We start from the raw sequence: 19,871 nt of genomic DNA on the forward strand, positions 1-19,871 counted from the left end.
TCCCGCCATGCTCGAATCTGGATCGCCGAAGAAGCCACCCTTGCCGCGCGCGGCCCGCCGCGAAGTCGCCTCCGATCCCGCCGCGTGGGTTCGGCAGGAGCCGCTCGCCGCGGGGAGCCACTTGCCCATCGTGCTCACCCCCGCGATGCCCGGCATCGACCCCGCCGCCTGGGCGCGCGCGAGCTTGCCGTTGGTCTTGCGGCTGCTCCACCACCACGGCGCGGTGCTCTTTCGCGGCTTCGACGTGGGCGACGCCGCGCGCTTCGAGCGGCTGGTGCGGGCCGTGGCCGGCGAGCCGCTGGCCTACGAGGAGCGCTCCTCGCCGCGCTCGGCGGTGGCCAACCACGTGTACACATCGACCGAGCACCCCCCGGAGGAGCGCATCTTTTTGCACAATGAGCAGTCGTACAACCTGGTGTTCCCGTCGCGCATTTCGTTCTGCTGCGTGACGGCTTCGCCCGAGGGCGGCGCGACGCCGCTCGCCGATTCCCGCCGGGTGTTCGCGCGGATCCCCGCGGAGATCCGCGCGCGGTTCATCGCCGGAGGATACCAGTACGTGCGCAACTTCGGCGAGGGCTTCGGCCTGCCGTGGCAGGTGGCGTTCCAGACCCAGGAGCGTACCGAGGTGGAGGCGTACTGCCAGCGCCACGGCATCGCCTTCGAGTGGCGCGACCGCGATCGCCTGCGCACCCGCCAGACCCGCAGGGCCGCCGGCTGCCACCCCTTCACCGGCGAGCCGGTCTGGTTCAACCACGCGACCTTCTTCCACGTGTCGACCCTGCCGCGCGCGACCGGCGATGCGCTCCTCGCCGCGCTGGGCGAGGCCGATCTGCCCAACCACACCTATTATGGAGACGGCTCGCCCATCGAGCCCGAGGTCATGAACATCCTGCGCCGAGCCTACGACGACGAGCGGATCGAGTTCCCCTGGGAGCGAGGCGACGCGCTCTTGCTCGACAACATGCTCACCGCGCACGGCCGCGCGCCCTTTGCCGGACCGCGCAAGGTGCTCGCCGCCATGTCCTCACCGCTGCCTTGGAGCGCAGTCCCGGAGGTGCCCGCGTCATGACCTTCGCCATGCCGTTCGAAGCCCCCGCATTTCGGTTGTCACCGCAGCAAGCGCGCCGATGGGCCGAGCTCGGACCCGCCGCGACCACCGCGCGCGCCCGCTGCACCGTGCTCCTCGAAGGCCCGCTCGATCCCGCGCGTCTCCACCTCGCCGCCCTGGAGCTCACGCGCCAGCACGAGATCGTGCGCACCCGCTACCGGCCGCTCGCGGGGACCAACACCGGCGTTCAATCCCCGGCGCCGGCCGAGGAGGCGCCCTTGACCTCGACCTTGACCGAGCTGGGACCGGGGCGGTACGAGCTGGTCTTGGAGCTGCCCGCGCTCTCGACCGATCGCCGCGGGCTCGTCAACTTGGTCGCCTCCCTCGCGGAGCGCTACGCGAGCCACGAGCCCCTGGAGCCCGTCGCGCAGTACGCAGACGTCGCCGAGGTGTTCCATGATCTGCTGGTATCTCCCGACGCCGAGGCCGGGCGCCTCCAGTTTCGCAACGTCGATCTCACCCGCTGGCTCGAGCCGGCCTCGCCGCACGAAGCGGAGAGCTCCTCCGATCCGCAGCCGTTCGCGCCGCGCGCGGCGGCCGTCGTGTTGCCGGCCGGGCACGCGCTCGAGCGGGCTGCGTCGGCGCTCGAGGTCCCGCCCGAGGCCCTCTTGCTCGCGACCTGGCACGTGCTCGTTCATCGCCTCTCGGACCGCGGGCACGCGCGGATCGCCGTCGCCTTCGACGGGCGCACCTACGAGGGGCTCGACACCGCGATGGGGCCGTTCGAGCGCTTGCTCCCGTTTCGGGCCGACCTCGACCCGCGGGCGGGGCTCGCCGAGCTCGCGCGCGCGACCGCCGCCGCCGTCGCGGGCGATCTCGAGTGGCAAGATTTTTTCGACCTCGCCTCCGCGCTCTCCGCGCAGGGATGGAGCGCCGGAGACGAGCCCGTACCGTACTTCCCCATCGCCTTCGCGGCGTTCACGTGGCCAGCGGCCATCGAATCGGGCGGGGTGCAATTTCGAATCACCGGGCTCGAGCCGGTGGTGGATCGCTTCGACTGGAAGCTCGTCGGCGTCGCGCGCGAGGGCGGCGTCGCGGCGGAGCTCCACTACGACGCCGCGCGCTTCTCCGAGCGCACGGCGGCGCGGTGGGCCGAGCGCTTCGCGACATTGCTGGCGGCCGCCATCGCCGAGCCGGATCGCGCGATGGCCGCGCTCCCCATCGTGGGCCCCGAGGAGTCCGCCGAGCTCGCGCAGGGCAACCGCACCGAGCGCCCTTGGTCGCTCGAGGGTGCAGTGCACGAGCACTTCGATGCGCAGGCCGCGCGCACCCCGGAGCGCGAGGCCCTTCGATCCGGCGAGGCCCACCTCACGTACCGCGGGCTCGCGGAGCGGGCGAACCAGCTCGCCCATCGGTTGATCGCCCTCGGCGCCGCGCCCGAGGATCGGATCGCCATCTGCCTCGAGCGCTCCATGAACCAGGTGGTCGCGCTGCTCGGCGTGCTCAAGGCCGGCTGCGCCTATGTGCCCATCGATCCCATGCTACCGCCCGAGCGCGCCGCCTCGATCCTCGACCAAGCCGGTGCGCGCTTGGTGCTGACCCAAGGGTCGCTTCGCGCCTCGCTCCCGGCAGGGCCTCGCACCGTGCAAATCGACGATCCCGACGAGGCGTCGATCCTCGCCCGCGCCCCCCGCGAGGCGCCGCATCGTCCGACCGATCCGCGGCAGCTCGCGTACGTCATTTTCACCTCGGGCTCCACCGGCAAGCCCAAGGGCGTGATGATTCAACATGGCTCGGTGCTCAACCTCGCGCAGGCCCTCGACGAATCCATTTACCGCCCCGCGCTCGCCCGGCGCGCACGGTCCGACGAGCCGCTGCGCGTGAGCTTGAACGCCCCGCTGGCGTTCGATGCTTCGGTGAAGCAATGGGTGCAGCTCCTGTCGGGCCACACGCTGTGCGTGGTGCCGGAGGAGGCGCGGCTCGATGCCCGGCGGATGTGCGATCTCGTGCGCGAGCAGCGGCTGGACGTGCTCGACACCACACCATCCATGCTCGCGGGGCTGGTGGAGCAGGGGCTCGGTCGCGCACCGGAGCTCTCGCCCGCGCTGATCCTCGTGGGCGGTGAGCCCATCGAGGCGGCCCTCTGGCGCAAGCTCGCGGGGCTGCGCGGCACCTTCGTCAATGTTTATGGCCCCACCGAGTGCACGGTGGATGCTTCGAGCGCCGAGGTGGCCTCGTCGCCCGTGCCGACCATCGGCGGCCCGCTCGGCAATGTTCGCGCGTACGTGCTCGATGCCCATCTTCTCCCGGTCCCCATCGGGGCGATCGGCGAGCTCTTCATCGGGGGCGCGGGCGTGGGGCGCGGCTACGCGGGGCAGCCCGCCGCCACCGCGCAACGGTTCGTGCCCGATCCCGCGGGACCGGCGGGCGCCCGCCTCTATCGCACCGGGGATCTCTGCCGCATGCGCGAGGATGGCCGCCTGGAGTTCATCGGGCGCAACGACGGTCAAGTGAAGCTCCGCGGCCTGCGCATCGAGCTGGGGGAGATCGAGTCGGTGATGCAATCGCACCCGGCCGTGCGCCACGCGGTGGTCGACGCGCGCCGCACCCCCACGGGCGAGACGCGCCTGGTGGCCTATTTCGTACCGCGCGAGAAGGTCGCGGCGCCCGGCGCCATCGCGGATCTGCGGGCCGAGCTCCGCAAGACCCTGCCCGAGTACATGGTGCCGAGCGCGCTCGTGCCGATGGCCGCAATCCCCCTTACGCCCAATGGCAAATTGGATCGCGCCGCGCTGCCCGATCCGCGCGAGTCGCCCGACGACGGCGTACGGTTCGAGGCCCCGACCAGCGACATCGAGCGCACGGTGGTGGCCATCTGGCAGGAGGTCCTGGGGGTCGCGCGCATTGGCTTGCACCACAATTTCTTCGATCTGGGCGGCCACTCGCTGCTCATGGTGAAGGTGCACGAGCGGCTCGCGACCGCGTTTGCCCGCCCCATCTCGATGGTGGAGCTCTTCCGCCACCCCACGGTGAGCGCCCTGGCAAAGCACCTCGCGAGCGGCAGCGCGGCCAAAGAAGCCGACACCTCGGCCCGCGCCGACCGCCAGCGCGCCGCCCGCGAAGAACAAGCCCGCCGCAACCGCGCCGGCCGCCGCCCGCGGTGAGCCCGGCACCTGGCCCGGCATCGGTCATCCACGAAACAGCGCATCGACGTACGCCGCCCCGATCCCGACCCTCTCGTAGTGGGAACGGCACATCGCAATGTATTGATGCACATCGAAATAGCCGTCCGGCTGACCGTCTTCATCGAGCCAGATCAGCGGACCTTGGACGATGAAGAACACCTTCATCGGCTGCTCGTGCTCGTACGCGACCAAGGTGTGGCTCTCCCCCGGCGTTTCGTAGACGAAATCACCTGCCCGGGCGGTCCAATCGTGTTCGAGGTATCCCCATTTGCCCGAGATGGTATAGGCAAATACCTCATGCGGGTGGTAATGGCGATTGACGAGCCCCGCGCGCGTCGCCATCAAGATGTCGCACCATTTGTTCGCCGAGGGTGAAATCCACAGCGGCCGAGACGACACCGTCTCGGTGAACGGCACGTAATAGCGCTCGTCCTCGGTCGCCGCATTGGCCAGATAAACTTCCGATTTGGCATCGGGCTGGAAAGAACGGAGGATCGGCTTCAACTCTCTCCAGAACTCACTCGTCGCCGGCTCGGGCATGGTGCCTCCTCATGGTTGGACCACCTCGCCACTGTAGGCGCGGCGCGCGCGGGCGGCTTGCACGGACCGGACACGCGGTTTGCCGATTTTGGACGGGGCAGGGGGCTTCGAGCCACATCGGGATACCGCGCGGATAGCCGGACCGCCCAATCCGCGGTACGATCCATCCACACCCGTCCGGCTGGCAGGTCAGCCGATGCGTCAACCCGGATCGCAGGAGACGCCCGTGCACCCCCATCGCCCCTTGCGCGCGACCCACATCTCGACCGATGCGATCCCGGCCAGCCAGCGGCTGGCGTACTGGGAGGCCTACAACGCGACGGCTTTGGTCGGCCTCCGGTGTTCTTCCTACGCGGAAGCCGGTCTGAGTGCCGCGCAAACCAACTTCGACCTCGGCGACGTACGGCTCGCCGACATCCGCGGCAACGAGCACGTGATCGAACGGACCCCGCACTTGGTGCGGACCCACCCGAAGGAGTCCGTCTTCGCCTCGCTCGTGCTCGAGAGCCACGCCTTCTTTTATCAAGGCACGGCGTGCGAGCAGGTGTCGCCGGGCGATCTGATGGTCTACGACACGCGAAGAGCCTATCTCTTTGGCTTCACGACCCCCATGCGGCAGTTGCTGCTGGACATGCCCCGCGCCTGGTTCCGCGAACACTGCGTGCGCGACGACCTACCGCGGCCCATCAAGATCGATACCGGTACGGGCCCCCACCGCGTTTTTGCATCGGCGCTACGCAAACGGCTCATCGACGTGGCGCAGCATCCGGCCGACACCGACGCGATGCGTGCGCAGCGCGAAGCCTCCGAGCTCCTTCGCGTCATGCTCCTCGCCGCGCTCGGCGCCACCCCCATCGGCGCATCGAGCGCGTCGCACATGCTGGCGGCGCGCAGCTTCATCGATGACCACATCCACGATCCCGCGCTGAGCGCGGAGAGGGTGGCGCACGCGGTGCGCGTGTCCTTGCGCCACCTCAATCGACTGTTCGCGGGGGAGGGGACCTCGGTCTCGCACGCCATCCTGAATCGTCGGCTGGAACGCGCCGCCGCCGATCTGCGCAACCCCTCGATGCGAGCTTACGGCGTCGCCGAAATTGCATACCGCTGGGGGTTCTCCAGCCAGGCGCATTTCGCGCGCGTCTTCAAGGCCCGTTTCGCCATGACGCCCACCCAGATGCGCGGCGCCTCTCCCCCTTCGCGCGCCGAATGAAGGGGCGTGATTGCACCTGCTGAGCAGCGGCGGCAACGGCAATCGGGTCGGCCATTCCTAACGGGCTACCGCTTTGCAGCGGCGGGTGCTCGACGCGGCTCAATGACCTTTGCGCGTCCGACAGCAGATCCCCCGACGCGCCTCGGGCCGCGAGGCGCCCCGCGCAGATTGCCCGTATCGGTTGCCCGCGTGCATGGGCTTGGTCGAGGGACGCTCGCGGCCCCGCCGACGTGCTCGAGGGCGGACGACGAACTCCGCGCTCGCCTCGCGGAGCATCGGCCAACCGCATTTCGGATGCTTGCCGACGGATGCAATCGGCTTATGTAACCTACGCTCTCGATCGAAGGTTGGAATTGCGAAGGGGGGTGAGACCTCGACGCGCGGAGCGAGACGGATCCGCTCCTCGTCACCGTCGGTTCGGTGGGAAGCGATGGCGATGGTCGCGTCCTGCACCTCACCGTCGCAAACCGCAGGACGTGCACCATTTCGTCCCTGCGAGGTATCCTACATGAAGTCGGCCTCGCGGGCGGTTGCGCACGTCAATCGCGTTACCTGCACCGACGGGAGCCGATGGGAGCGCGGACAAACGGGCGGATAGCGCCAAAACGTCCTCGCTCCCACCCCCCGTTGACTCTTCCCCAGGGGCAGACCCCAGGGTGGACCGAGGCGCCGCGCAGCGACGAGATGGCGCGCGACGACGCCGAGGAGGAGAGACGATGGATCGATTCGACGCGGGGCTGGAGGCGGTGACGTTCTTTTCGAATGGGTGCAGGCTCCTCGGAGGGTTCTACAGGGCTGCGGGTAACACCCGCCTCCCTGCGGTGGTGCTGCTTCATGGCGCGCCTGGGATCGAGAAGCACTTGGACATCGCGTATCGCCTTCGGGATCGCGGCTGCCACTGTCTCTATTTTCACTTTCGCGGAAGTTGGGGGTCGGAGGGCGCATTTTCCTTTACGGGATTGGTCGACGACGCGGCCGCGGCCGTCGCATGGGCGCGGAGCCATCCGGCCGTCGATCCCGCTCGCATCGTCCTCGTCGGTGGCGCCATGGGTGGGCATGCGGCGCTCCTCCTCGCGGCGGCCGATCCTCGGATTCGCGCGACCGTCGCGGTTTGCCCGCTGATCGATCCGCGCGCGTTCCTCCTCCCCGAGTCGATGGCCGCCGAGTTCGCCCCCATGTTGAAGGGCGTCACGCCTCGGGATCTCTCGCTTCAATGGAACGAGGTGCGTCCCCTGCCGGCGATGGTCGATTCGCTGGTCGGGCGGTCCGTCCTTTTGGTCACCGCCGAGCGCGACGAATTGTTTCCACCGTCGCACTACGCCGGCTTCATCGACCGACTCCCCACGTGCCAACACGCACGGGCGAAAGACGCCGATCACGCGTTCAGCACCTGCCGCCCATGGCTGGTGCGAACGGTCACCGATTGGATCGGCGCCGAGCTCGGCATCGGAGCCTCCGAACCTTGACACGTGCCGCGCCCCCAATCACCCTCCTTCCATGCTCTCGATTGGCGCCTTTTCCCGGCTGACGGGGCTCTCGATCAAGGCCCTTCGCCTGTATGACGCCAGTCATCTCTTGAGGCCCGCGGAGGTCGATCCCAAGACCGGCTATCGCCGTTATCGCTTGACGCAAATCTCCGACGCCCACCGCATCCTGGCGCTTCGGCAAATGGGCATGCCGCTCGGCGATATGGAGAGCGGCGGCCGCGACCACGCGAGCCTCCTGACCTTGCGACGCGCGCTCGAGGCGCGCATGGAGACGCTCGTCGCGCAATTGGCGGCGGTCGACGAGGCCCTTACCGGTCGCGCCCCGACCCCCGCCGTCGTCGTCAAATCCATCCCCGCCATGCGCGTGATCGCGCACCGCCGCACGCTCGCCAAACAGCACGAGACCGACGCGATGCTCGGTGAGCTATGCGGCGCGCATCCCTCCACCCTGTCCGGCACCGTGTGGCACGACTGCGGCTCGCGCACCGGCCGCGTCGACGCCGAGGTGTTCGTCCTCTCCCCGAACCGCGCATCGAACGGCGTCGTTTTCCCCGCCGCCGCGAGCGCGTCTTGCTTGATCCCCGAGGACGACGTCGACTCCGGCTACCGCGCCGTGTCCCGGTGGTTGCGGCGCGGCACCCACCGGCAAATCGGGCCGTACCGCGAAATCTATTACCGCGACGAGACGGACAACGCCTGGGTGGAAATCCAGCTTCCAATCACCCGATCACGCGCGTGATAAATTCGGCACGCGACGGTTCGAGCGTCGATCGCGGCGCGACCCTCGCGCGGCGAAGCGCCGCGGTGCTCGCCGTGGCATGGCGAGCGGCTCTCAACGTCGGAAGACGACGACCTCCAGGTTGGTTCCATTCTTTCGGCTCGCGTAGAGCTCGCACGTATCGTCGGACACGCCAAAGGGCACCGCGTTCGTGTTGGCGATGACCAAGGTCGCGGGGCCCGCGCTGGTGGGCAGGGCGTTCGGCCACCGTTGCTCGAAGATGCCCCATGTTCCGCCGTCGAGGTTCCCTTTGAGGAAGAGAACGAGCCCCCCGGTCGACTCTTCCGAGCTCGCCGCGAGCCCCTCCCAATTGCTGCTACCGGAGCCCGCGAGGTTGGCCGCGAGGGACCAGATGTTGCTGGTTTGCTGCTTCTGATAGATCTCGGCGCCGTTTCGTACGAAGTAATAATCCGTGCGGCCCGTGGACGGCGTGTTCCAGCGCGCGGCGGTGGTCATGACCGAGTGCGGTCCGAGGGTTGGCAAATTGTAGGTCTCGTCGGTGAGGTTGCCGTCGCTCCCCGAGCGCACCCGGTATTCGCGCGGTTGGCCGGGGCGGGTGATGGCCGAGATACGTTGGGTGCGCGCGACGGCCACGATGCGTTCTTCGGGATGATAAATTTGGTCCTCCCAATCGACCCGAAGATTGCCATTGACGAATTCGTCGTGTGCATGATGAAAAACGCGGCGGGGATCTTGCTGCGTGGCGAAGTCGAACTCCGACTGCGCCGGATACCACGACGAGATCGTAAAACCGGCGACCGTGTAGGTGCTCGGCAGGGTGACCACCAACGCCTGCTGAAAAGGCCTTCCCTGGCACGTCGTCCCCGCGTCGCTCCCTGCATCCTCTGCGGCGGGCACGGTGCGCGGCAACCCATCGAGCGGACCATTCGTGGAACCATTTCCCGAGTCGGAGCCGGCGGAGCACGCCGTCACGTCCAAAACCAGCAACGAGAGAATCGACATTACGGCGAAGCGAATTGTTTGGGGCGTCATACCCAGCGTCTTGTCCCCACCGCGCTCGATCCGTCATGGACCATATCGAGGCACGACATTTTTTTGACGATGTCGTGCGGGCATCCCATGGCGCGCGAGGCTGCGTCGACCTTTCATCGAACGCTCCGGGACGAAGCGCGGACGGAGGAGCGTCGGAGGTGCGGTCGGTCGTGGCGCCTTGCGCGATGGCGCGTCGCGCGGCCCCTCCACGTACCGCCGAACGCGCCGAACGCGTCGAACGCGTCGAACGCGCTGGACGCCGACCAAGCTACCAAGAGCCCCCGGCCTGGCGCGCAGCGCGTCCCCCGGACCTCGCACGTTCCCCCGGGACGGTCGAATCCATGAGCTCACATGGGTCTTACGTTCAAGCTAATATCGAACCACCAACTCCATGATCGACTCCGAAGAAGAGCAGCCCGCTCGCGAACCCCGCTGGGGGATCCACGTTGCTCTCTTGGGCGTGGCCGTCCTCGTTGCGATTGGCATCGTGGCCAGCTTGAAATCGAAGCAGCGCCCGGTGCGGTTTGGCCCGGAAGCGGGGCTCGAGATCCTGGTCGGATTTGGGGACGCCATGGAGCAACTCGGCCGGGTGCTGGGCGTGTTCGTGAGCGCGGGCATTTACATACTCGGGTCGACGTTGCTCGCGATTCTCCTGCGACGCCGGCGTGGGGCGTTGTGGTGGGCGCACGGGAGCGCTCTGGTCGCGGTGGGCCTCTTGTGGGTCGCAGATGGGTACGAAGGCGCGCGTCGCCGCGAGGAATACGAGCTCCGGGCGCGGCAGCAGGTCGAGGCGGACGAGGCCAAGCGGCGCGCGCGCGCCGCCGAAGAGGAGAGGCTTCGGCGCAATTGTCTGATCGGCTCGCTCTCGGGGGACCGGGGCATCGAGTCACCCATCGTGCGCGGCCGCCCGACGAAGCCCATTTCATACGGTATCCAACTCACGCTCGCGTTGCAGTGCCCCGGGGCCAACAATTCGCCGATCGAAGCATTCCGACTGAAAGGGAAGGGGCCGGGCTGGGAGCTCCCGCCCGTCGAGCGCCGCATCACGCCGCCGCAGGCGACGCTTCTCTTCGAGTCGGCAGGCACCCTTTCGCACGCGCCCGAAGAGGGCGACATCGACCCCGAGGCGTTCGTTCTCGAAGTGCGCTTTTCGGAGAGCCCGGAGTGGGTCGTGCGGCCCATCGACGAGGTGCGCATCCGGAACGTGGACGTGTTGTGGTAGCACCACCTCGCGGCCGAGCTCCTCGTCGTACGGGAGCATCGGTCGTAGCCGCTGGGGCCGGGCTTGCCGTTCATCCAGCGACATCGAGAGCTACCCTCGGGCGTCCAAATCCCAAGCCCGCCCGTCGAGATCGGGGCACGCGATGGAGCATGGCCCCGGGGAGAGACCCTCGATGCGCGCTTTGCCGTTGGAATCGACCTCGCCTTCGATCGTGGCGCCGCTCGCGAGGGTGATGCGGTATTGGACGCCGGGCACGGGGCGGCCATTCTGGTCCACGATGCGAAGCCCGACCCAATCTTCCGTGACGGGTTCTTGGCGCGGGCGCTCGGGGGCCTCCTTCGCGGTTCGCGCTTGGAATCGTGGCGGCGGCGGGCGCAGCACGAGGAGCTCGCCCATATCGACCGCGCGCAGGATCGTGCGGACCACCTGCGCGTCGATGCCCGCGATGTCCCCGCCGAACCCGCTCCACCCCGAAGCGCCGCGGAGCGCTTCGTACACATCGAGGACGACCCCACGCTCCAGCGGGTCCGATAACCAATACAGGAGATCGGATTCGGTCAGCAGAAATCGTTCCCCCAACGACAGATCCGCCTCGGGCGCGGCGCGCGCCGGAAGAACGAGCACGTTCCCGTAGCGATCGCACAATCGCCAGCCTGCGCGGGCGTCGCGCACCGTGGTGGCGGAGCTCATGGATTTCGCCCTTTGGGTGGGGGATTGCGAAGTGGCTCCCAACATTTGCCGTCGAACCAATGCCTCGGATCGAGGATGACGATGGTCCCGTCCGTTGGTTCGCGCTTCTTCCACGCGAAGAAAAAGAGCGCGCCCCGCTCGATGCCGCCATCGACCCGGTCGGCCCATGACCACATCGACACGACGCTCTGCCCCGGCGCCGTCGAGAATCGAGCGCCTTCGTCGAGCCGTCCATGAAGAAACGTCCAACGATGGGGCTCCTCGCTGCCCTCCGGGGCCAGATGCACGCCGCGGAGGCGCATGACACGCTCGGCGAGCCAGCCGATGGCGTCTGCGCGCGCGGTCTCCGTCAGCGCCATCAGATCGAGCCCTGCGCGCCGCACATCGATGCGCAAGGAACCCACGGTCTCGCGGACGATCACCTCGAGCAGGGTCGGCGGCCGCCCCTCGGTGTCGTGAATGGCGACCGAGAGCTCATGCCGCAGGACGTCGACCGAATCGTTCGGCGCCGCGCGCCTGGCATGATGAACGCTGCGCCGCACCTGCACGTCGCTCCGGTAAGGGCTTGCGGCGTCCGAGAGAAATCGCCCCGTCCACTGGTGCGAGTTGGCACGCACGCGCGCACCATCCGGGAGCTTCGCCACATCGTCGAGGGGCGTGAACCCCTCTTTCTCCGCGACGGCAAGCGCATGCTCCCACTCGCGCACGAGCGAAGCGCTTGGGTCGGCGACCTCGTGGTCCCACGGTTTCATCGGACTCGGCATGGCGCGCTCGGGCATCGTTCCGTTTCCTCCGCTGTCCTTGATCCCCGCGGCCTCCACGGGCTCCGCCGCGTCACTCGAAGCTCCACGGCTCGTCGTTCGCCCCGGACAGGCCGGCAGCGCCGCGAGCGCGAAGGTCGCGAGCCAGCATGGAACCGAGGAGCGCAAATCATTTCGCATACTTCTTTACGATCGCCTTAACGGTAAAACCGATGATGCCGAAATGCACCCAGCAGAGGCCCCAGAAGCACTGGCGAAGCACGTCGTCGGCGGTCTCGAACGCCGCGGTGGTACCTCCGCCGTAGTACAGCGTCTTGGATTGCCCATGGAGATCGGCCGTGACCTTGAGGCAAGCCTCGTAGTTGTTCGCCCCCGCCTGCGCGTTCGTATAGGTCTTCCCAACTTGCACCGGTCGATCGATCAGCATGGCGTGCCACTCTTCACCGTCGACCATTTTCGTTTCGTCGGTCAGCCCTCCGCCGGACAAGGGCAGCGGCCCCTCGAATGCCTTGTCGCCCTTGCCCTCGAAGGGCTTGGAGTAGACGATGACGGCTTCGAAGGTTCCATGAGAACCCACCTGCAGCATGACGGCTCGAACGAACCGCACGATGGCCTGACACTCGGCCTTCTTATCGAGAAACTGCGCCAGCGGCCACGCCCCCGCCTTGGCATTGAAGTACGTGGGGTGCCGATATTCGTCGGGAACGGCAGGATCCCGATCGAGCGTATAGGCTGGAAGCTTTCTCATGAGCCCTTGGACGATTTCGTGCGTACCGTGCGCTCCGGTGCTCTGAACGAGCTCGATCGACGCGGCCATGCGTCGATGCGTGATACCCGTTTCACGGTTGCCCGCGTCCATCGGCGTATCGATGGCCACGAAGATCGTATGGCCCCACGATGCGCCCGCAGCAAAACGGGTGAGGACATCGCTCGGCAAGCCATCCCACGCGATGTCGCCAGACATCCGCGCGACCACATCGGGCGCCGACGTCAGCCGCGGCCCGGTGAGCGAAACGGCGGCATTCCCCCCCACGAGATTGCGCCACTCGTCGAACGCGATCTTTTGGAGCGCGGCCGATCCCGTTCCCTTGCCCTTGATGGAAACGGGGACCGATTGGGCATCGGGCGGTTGCACCTCGAAGACGATCTCGACCTCGATCGGTACGCCCTTGCTGTGGCTTATCGGAGCGCTCGGTTTACCGAAGACCCAGTCGGGCTTGGGAAGAAGCTGGCCACCCGCAGACCAGTCCGGGTCCTGTTGGTTGCTCTGCAGCCAATTGTCCACCATCACATGGTGATCCGATTTGAATGTCGCGCGGATGATCTTGAGGGCCGAAATTCGTTTCGACGAAAAGATCCCCAAAACGATGGTGTTGTGGTGCCCGAGCCCTTCGCCCGTTCGCGCGATCGGTGCAGGCCCATCGAGAGCCTGCCGCGGGGGATCGCCCGGGTCGTTCGGCACGTCATCGTCGCCCATCGCAGCCTCCACCTTCGGCTTCAGCACCCATATTTCTCCAGCAGGACCGCGCGGGTCTTGGGGCCGCACACGCCGTCCACGGCGAGGGGCGGATTGTCCCTCTGAAAGGACCGTGTTCCGGCCTTGGTCTTTGGTCCGACGATGCCGTCGATGGGGCCGCAGTCATACCCGAGATTGCGCAAGCGCGCTTGCACCCCCGAAACGGTATCGATCGGGTCGAGGGAGCCGAGTTGGAGTGGTTTCTCGACCCCCGAACCCTCGAGGGACAGGGTCGCGTGGGCTTCGTGCGAGGGGATGTCCTGCTCGACGAACCCATCGTCCGACGTGGTGCCTTTTGCCTCGAACCAACCGACGCGCAGCGTATACGCGGCGCCCGCGACCGGGCTGCCGTCCACCTGGGAGAGGCGCAGACGCAGGTGAGCCATGGGTCGCTGCACCACGATCGTGTGCACCTTTCCGGTCGAGCCTTTGATGGACTTTGGCTCCTTCTCGGGGATGAACAGCTCGTCGCCGGGGTAGATCAGATTGGGATTGGGCCTCTTCTCCCGGAAGGACGCATTCTTCGGATGATCGTAAATGACGCGCCAATGGTGAAATCCAAAACGCGAGGCGACGCTCGACAGGCAGTCCCCTTGAACGATCGTGTACTGCATGGCCCTCGTTTCGAGAGGTAAACGAATCTTCGAGCTCCGTCGACATCCGCGGCCCCGATTTGCGCGCGGGGGTATTTCCCACCCCAAAAAGGGAGCGCCTTTCGGATCGCCCTCCGAGCCAAGACTGTCCCCGTCCTGGTTGTTGCCTTGACACATCGTAAAGGCATGACGCGCATCCCCGTGCCACGAATGGATGTGAATGACACGGCGTGATAGGCGAAGAGGAGCACGACGCCGATGGGGGCAAGCGCATGGATCAGGGCATTCCGCGGTCGCAGATGGGGCCATTTTAGGTAGGATTGGACACTGCCGTGCATGCGTCGGTTCAGATAGGCGATGTCCTCGCGTCGAAGTATCGAATCGAGAGCATCCTGGGCACCGGGGCCATGGGGGTCGTCGTCTCCGCGCGCCACGTGCAACTTGGATCGCGGGTGGCATTGAAATTCATGCTCCCCGAGGTGCTCGCGGTTCGCGGAGCGGCGGCCCGTTTCCTTCGAGAGGCGCGCGCGGCGGCTCGTTTGCGCGGAGAGCATATCGTGCGCGTGAGCGACGTGGGCACCTTGGAAACGGGGGCGCCGTACATCGTGATGGAATTTCTCGAAGGCTCCGATCTCGATGCCGTGTTGCGCGCGCGGGGCCCGCTCCCCGTTCGTGAAGCGTTGGGTTACGTCCTGGATGCCTGCGAAGCGCTGGACGAGGCGCATCGCGCCGGCATCGTGCACCGCGACATCAAGCCCAAGAATTTGTTTCTGACACGCCGTCCCAATGGGACCGCGCTCATCAAAGTACTCGATTTTGGCATCTCCAAACTGACGGACGCGGCGGAGGACTTTCACGCGACGGCCACGCGAACGGGCGCGGTCCTCGGTTCACCGGCCTTCATGGCCCCCGAGCAGATTCGGAGCGCAAAGCATGTCGATGCGCGCGCGGACATCTATGCGCTGGGATCGCTCGTCTATTACTTGGTTTCGAAGACGTTCCCATTCGATGCGGAGACCATCGGTGAGCTCTTCGGAAAAGTCCTCTACCTCGAGCCAATGCCGCTCCGCGCTCGCCGCCCCAATGTTCCGGCCTCGCTGGAGGCGATTGTATCGCGCTGCTTGCAGAAGGATCCGCTCGCGCGTTTCCCCGACGTACGAGAGCTCATGAGCGCGCTCCGCTCGGTCCTGGACGCGATGCCCCCCGCGCGCAACGAATCGCTCGCCGCGAGGGAGCTGCATATCGAAGCCCGCTTCCAGCAGCGCGCGCGTGCGGCGGATCCCGTTTCGCATGCGACCGCGCAAAGTACGTTCCGTCATGCGGCCATCTCCTCTGCGCGCGCGCTCAACCCCAAGAGGGCACGGCCGGCGCTGCTGACGGGGTTATCGTTCGTCGTCGCGTTCGTTCTGCTCGTCGCCGGAGACGTGTCCGCGGTACGGCTGCGGTTGACCTACCGCGGGCTCTGACCCGGGGCAAGCGTTCGATTTTTGGAACGGGAGGGCAAAGGGCGCGTTCGTGCCTTTTCGACGCAATCGACTCGCCGCGGCGACCGATGTCCTTCCGTTACCGAGCACGGTCCGCAGTCGACCGAGATGGCCGTGCACTCAACGCGAAAAACGCGAAAGTCGCGAAAAACGCAAAAATCGCGAGAAACGAGGGACGAACGATGCGTTTTCGGCAGTGGCGAGCCGCCTTTCTCCGTGTTCCAGGTGTAGTTTTCTTCGCGCAAGCGTGTGGATGTGGCTCCGGCGAGCCGCCGGCGGCCGAAATCGACCAACGCGCGGATCCAACGGGTTCCTCGTGGATCCGCAAGGGGGAGAGCGTCGACCCCCACCTCGCCGCATCGCCGGCCGCCCTTCCATCGTGCAACCAGGTTGCACCAAAGGACGGCATCGGCGGAGTGTTCAACGTGGCCGACTTCGGCGCAAAGCCCGATGGAAGCGATGCGTATCCGGGCATTCAGGCGGCCATCAACGCCGCGTGCGCGGCGTCCGTGGGGACGGGGCTTCCGCCCGCGGCCGTGTATTTGCCGCCGGGCCAGTACACGACGGACCGGCCTTTGGTCATCACGTGCGAAGCGGGGTTCGAAATGTTTGGCGCCTGCCGCGCCGGGGTCGAGATTGTGCCGCGATTTGCGGGCCCCGCCCTGGCGGTCAACCCCGTCGGCGAAAAGCTCCCCACCGGACCGGCCTTGTTCGGGAGCGGCAACTCCGCGGTGACCGACGAGAATGCGTGGCATCTGGAGCTGCGCGACATGCCCGCGGTCGAGCTCGATGGCAAAGCGCAATTCACCGCGGAAGCGTTCATTCGATTGAGCGCGACGGCCGCGGGCTTTCGGAGCATCGTCTCGAGCTATGGTGTCACGTCGGGTACGGCCGCCAACGCGCCCGTGCTCCCCGAGGGCGAAGCCTTCGCGCTCGGCGTTCAAGGCAACGACGACAGAACGCCGCCCACCTTGAAGGGCGTGATCAAGGTCGGAGATAGGCTCATCGCCATCGGCGGAGCCCCCAATGTCGGCAACGATTGCGCGAGCGATGCACAGCCCGGACAGGTATCGCTGGGCGTGCCCCACCATGTCGCCATCGCGTACGACGGTGCCATGGTGCGGCTCTTTCTCGACGGGAAGAAGACCTATTGCGCATCGGCCACGGGGACCCTTCGTCAGGAGGCCGACGAAACCGTGAGCGTGGGGCCCTTCTTGGGCGGGCTCGATTCCCGCTACTACTTCCCGCCCATCGTCGGGAACATCGACTCCGTCCGCTTGTCCGACACGGCCCGCTACACGAACACGTTCACCCGACCGGAGGCCAAGCACACCGACGATGGCGCTCACACGTTGGCCTTGATCAACTTCGAGCCATTGCCTGCACCGCCCCCCGCGCCGCCCGGTCAGCCTGCATTGCAGAATCCGACGAGCATCATCCCGGCGCACTCGCAGGGCAAGACATTCTGGCTCCCCATTCGGAGCAAGAACACGACCAGGTATGGCTTCATTCAAGGCATCCGCCTCCACGATTTCACCATCGCCGGCGGAATGGGGCTCTTCGGCTACAACATGGCGACGTCTCAACTTTGGAAGATGACGTGCCGTGGGTGCGACTACGGCTTCGCCGCGCTGGGCAACAGTTGGGGATCGTACGCCAACGATCTCGAGGCCACCGCCGCGCCAGACCGCGGCCGGTACGGCGTCATCGCCTACTCCACGCACGGGAGCGAGTTTCATGGGATCAAGGCCTCCGGGCAGACGCTCCCGTTCGTGATCAATGGAGGTGCCCAGACCGTCATCAGCAATGTGACCATCACCCCCGACCGCGCGAAGACCGTTTACGGGATGTATTTGCTCGAGGACAGCCCCGTGATCAACGGCGTGTCCATTCCCGCCAGCGGAACCAGCCCCGTGTGGCGGGGTGCCATCGCGGCGGCCAGCTCCTGGGCGCCCTTCCAGCTGCAACGCGGCCAAATCGGCAACATGCAGAACCCCCATGTGCCCACCGCACCCGTGGTCGTGCGGCGCGCGCCGATCCATACCAAGCCCGACGCAGTCACGGCCGGAGCCGTCATCCAAGGCACGTCCTTTACAGGGACGGGGTCGGCATCCGAGATCGTCCGGGTCCTCACGGCGCCCGGGGCCCAGAACGTCAAACCGTTGGTCATCCTCGGTGCGACGAAAGACTCGAACGTACCTTGGTCGAACGAGTCGGTCACCACCTGCACGGCGCCGGGGACGCTCTGCTCGGAGCTCGCGGCCGCGCCCGATCCCAACGCCATCGCGCCCATGGCCTCCGGATCCGACGTGGTGCGAGGCGTCACCACGACCCGCGTCTTCGATATCACGGCGGCGCCGTATGGGGCAAAGGGCGACGGCGCCACCGACGCGTACACCGCCATTCAGAGCGCCATCGACGCGGCGTGCGTCGCCCAGAACGGCGGCACCCCGAGCACGGTCTTCTTTCCGAACGCCGCGAAGTCCTACCTCGTCAAGAAGCCGCTGCTCGTCCATTGCAACGGCTTGCGCCTCGAGGGCGCGCAGCGAGACCGAAGCATGATCGACGTCAGCTTCGGGCCGACCGGCTTCGACGGGGCGGGTCCTGCGTTGGTCCTGGAGCCGCCCGGGATGACCGGCGTCGATTTGGTGCCGTCCTTGTTTGGTACCGGCCAGGCCATGAAGACCAACGGCAGCTCGTACTGGCTCGATTTGCGCGACAATCACCCGTCCGCGGAGCTCGACGGGCTCACCCAGTTCACGGCGGAGGCGGTCATCAAGCTCACCGCCGCGTCGAGCGGATACGGCGGCATCGTGCAGAGCCACGGCTGCTTCGGCAGCGGCGGCGTGCTGCCCGGGTGCACCTCCGCCTTTTCCATCGGGGTGAACGGGCAATCGCTGGTGGCATCCATGAACCTCGGAGGAAAGACGTATTCGCTCCAAGGGCCCGCCATCGCGCTCAACACGACGTATCACGTGGCATTGACCCGCGACGGCGCCGCCATCCGGCTCTTCGCGAAGCCCGTCACGAGCTCGCCCGTCACCCGCGCGGACACCGCCGGCCCCGCGCCCGCGGACACCGCCGGCCCCGCGCCCGCGGGCACCGCCGGCGCGGGTCCCACGGATCCTTGCGCCGGGGATCCCATCCCGATCCCAGGGATGGTCGCGTGCGTGGCCGCCTCCGGCGCGATCGCCCAAGGGCTCCACGAGGACGTGAGCGTGGGCCCACGAACCACGGGCTTCGACGGTGCTGTCCGCGATCCGGCCATGATCGGCGTGATCGATTCGGTCCGGCTATCGAACAAAGACCGCTACCCCACGACGACCTACGCGCCGCCGGGCGCCAAGCTCGGGCGGGATGCGTCGACCTTGGCCCTGGTCGATTTCGTCACCCAGGTCTCGAACGGCACCAACACCGCCTTTGCGACCCAGGGCTACAACGCCACGGTGGGCAACGTATGGTACCCGGTGCGTCGCACGGCCGAACCCAATGGCACCGCGGAGGGCAAGCTCTCGAACATCACCGTGCACGACATGACGATCCGCAACCGGTCGGGCCTGTTCGCCATGAACGCCGTGGGATCGCGCTTTGCGTCGTTCCAGATTTCCTCCGCGACATTTGGAATGCAGCTCGACGGAGACAGCTCCGACTCGACCTTCGACGAAGTCCGCCTCCTGAACGAAGCGCGTCTCGGCTTGGTCGTCGTCAACGGCAACCGCAACGTCTACAACAACTTCGGCGGCGGCGTCGGACCGCTTCCGCTCGTGGTGGTGGGCGGCTCGGGGCAACAATTCCAGAACGTGTTCATCGATTCGCGCGGGACCATCTATGGCTCGATCTTCCTAAATGTGGGGGCCACGGTCGAAGGTCTCTACACGGACAACGAGGGCATCTCCTCGGATTGGCGATCGAGCTTGGTCGTGGTCAATCCAACGACCCCGTTCAAGCTCTTCAAGGGCGAGATCGATCAAGCGTGGCAGACCGTGGAACAATCCCAGGGCCTGAAGCCGCCCTCGATCCCCATCATCGTGGACGGCGGCCAGGGGATCCGCCTGGTCGGAACGTCGTTCTCCGCGGGAACGTCGTATTGGAACGAGTGCATCGATCCGCCGGCGTGCACCACGAAGGACTGGAGCCGCTCGCCGAATCTCCCGGCCGGTCACATCTACTTCAACACACCCCCGCAGCAGCAAAGCGCCGCCGTCAACGTCACGACCAACGACGCGCGCGTGCCGATCGCGAACGATCCGAGTAAAATCCTGTCGCTCGGCAACTGACGCGCCCGACGGTCGCGAAGGTGTCGGGAAGGTGAGGCGAATGGCCGTCGGATCCAAGCGGCCATTCGCCTTTTTTGCGCCGGCGGC

The 19,871-nt window shown here is 66.9% G+C and carries 14 protein-coding genes; 8 read left to right on the forward strand and 6 right to left on the reverse strand.

The features are described from left to right. The first annotated feature begins 7 nt into the window (after positions 1 to 7). Entirely contained in the window at positions 8 to 1,069 is a 1,062-nt protein-coding gene (locus LZC94_19430; protein ID WXB19389.1) for a TauD/TfdA family dioxygenase, read from the forward strand. Beyond that, the gene (locus tag LZC94_19435; GenBank protein WXB19390.1) at positions 1,066 to 4,212 is read left to right on the forward strand and encodes an amino acid adenylation domain-containing protein; all 3,147 of its coding nucleotides are present in this window, start codon (positions 1,066 to 1,068) and stop codon (positions 4,210 to 4,212) included. Before LZC94_19430 ends, LZC94_19435 begins: the two co-directional genes overlap by 4 nt. 24 nt (positions 4,213 to 4,236) lie before the next feature. Here the strand turns inward: LZC94_19435 and LZC94_19440 are convergent, their stop codons facing one another. After that, on the reverse strand, positions 4,237 to 4,773 hold the full coding sequence (locus tag LZC94_19440; GenBank protein ID WXB19391.1) for a 2,4'-dihydroxyacetophenone dioxygenase family protein: 537 nt from the start codon (positions 4,771 to 4,773) through the stop codon (positions 4,237 to 4,239). A 196-nt stretch (positions 4,774 to 4,969) separates the two neighbouring features. Between LZC94_19440 and LZC94_19445 the strand changes: the two genes are divergently transcribed. From LZC94_19445 to LZC94_19455, 3 genes are all read left to right on the forward strand, one after another. Next, entirely contained in the window at positions 4,970 to 5,983 is a 1,014-nt protein-coding gene (locus tag LZC94_19445; protein ID WXB19392.1) for a helix-turn-helix domain-containing protein, read from the forward strand. A gap of 716 nt (positions 5,984 to 6,699) precedes the next feature. Next, the gene (locus LZC94_19450) at positions 6,700 to 7,449 is read left to right on the forward strand and encodes an alpha/beta fold hydrolase (protein ID WXB19393.1); all 750 of its coding nucleotides are present in this window, start codon (positions 6,700 to 6,702) and stop codon (positions 7,447 to 7,449) included. A gap of 31 nt (positions 7,450 to 7,480) precedes the next feature. Beyond that, positions 7,481 to 8,209, forward strand: coding sequence for a MerR family transcriptional regulator (locus tag LZC94_19455; GenBank protein ID WXB19394.1), 729 nt, complete (start codon positions 7,481 to 7,483; stop codon positions 8,207 to 8,209). A 93-nt stretch (positions 8,210 to 8,302) separates the two neighbouring features. On the opposite strand, the gene LZC94_19460 is transcribed toward LZC94_19455, so the two are convergent. Beyond that, the gene (locus LZC94_19460; protein ID WXB19395.1) at positions 8,303 to 9,211 is read right to left on the reverse strand and encodes a hypothetical protein; all 909 of its coding nucleotides are present in this window, start codon (positions 9,209 to 9,211) and stop codon (positions 8,303 to 8,305) included. Positions 9,212 to 9,632: 421 nt separating this feature from the next. Between LZC94_19460 and LZC94_19465 the strand changes: the two genes are divergently transcribed. After that, positions 9,633 to 10,463: a hypothetical protein gene (locus LZC94_19465; protein WXB19396.1), complete on the forward strand. Its 831-nt coding sequence runs from the start codon at positions 9,633 to 9,635 to the stop codon at positions 10,461 to 10,463. A 90-nt stretch (positions 10,464 to 10,553) separates the two neighbouring features. On the opposite strand, the gene LZC94_19470 is transcribed toward LZC94_19465, so the two are convergent. Genes LZC94_19470 through LZC94_19485 form a run of 4 tightly spaced genes read right to left on the reverse strand, consistent with a single transcriptional unit; the run spans position 10,554 to position 14,044 of the window. Then, positions 10,554 to 11,153, reverse strand: a complete 600-nt coding sequence (locus LZC94_19470) for a carboxypeptidase-like regulatory domain-containing protein (GenBank protein ID WXB19397.1) — start codon at positions 11,151 to 11,153, stop codon at positions 10,554 to 10,556. Continuing rightward, entirely contained in the window at positions 11,150 to 12,094 is a 945-nt protein-coding gene (locus LZC94_19475) for a hypothetical protein (protein WXB19398.1), read from the reverse strand. The genes LZC94_19470 and LZC94_19475 overlap by 4 nt, the downstream gene beginning before the upstream one ends. Continuing rightward, positions 12,084 to 13,418: a hypothetical protein gene (locus tag LZC94_19480; protein WXB19399.1), complete on the reverse strand. Its 1,335-nt coding sequence runs from the start codon at positions 13,416 to 13,418 to the stop codon at positions 12,084 to 12,086. The genes LZC94_19475 and LZC94_19480 overlap by 11 nt, the downstream gene beginning before the upstream one ends. Beyond that, a complete protein-coding gene (locus tag LZC94_19485) occupies positions 13,412 to 14,044 on the reverse strand; it encodes a peptidoglycan-binding protein (GenBank protein WXB19400.1) in 633 nt (210 codons plus the stop codon). Before LZC94_19485 ends, LZC94_19480 begins: the two co-directional genes overlap by 7 nt. A 311-nt stretch (positions 14,045 to 14,355) precedes the next feature. Here LZC94_19485 and LZC94_19490 point away from each other — a divergent pair, with 311 nt between their 5' ends. Together LZC94_19490 and LZC94_19495 are read left to right on the forward strand one after the other, a co-directional pair. Continuing rightward, a complete protein-coding gene (locus LZC94_19490; GenBank protein ID WXB19401.1) occupies positions 14,356 to 15,489 on the forward strand; it encodes a serine/threonine protein kinase in 1,134 nt (377 codons plus the stop codon). A gap of 200 nt (positions 15,490 to 15,689) precedes the next feature. Next, complete coding sequence (locus tag LZC94_19495; GenBank protein WXB19402.1) at positions 15,690 to 19,784, forward strand: hypothetical protein; 4,095 nt, start codon at positions 15,690 to 15,692, stop codon at positions 19,782 to 19,784. Positions 19,785 to 19,871: the final 87 nt, after the last annotated feature.

The sequence above is a fragment of the Sorangiineae bacterium MSr11954 genome, assembly GCA_037157815.1.
Taxonomy (GTDB): domain Bacteria; phylum Myxococcota_A; class Polyangia; order Polyangiales; family Polyangiaceae; genus Pendulispora; species Pendulispora albinea.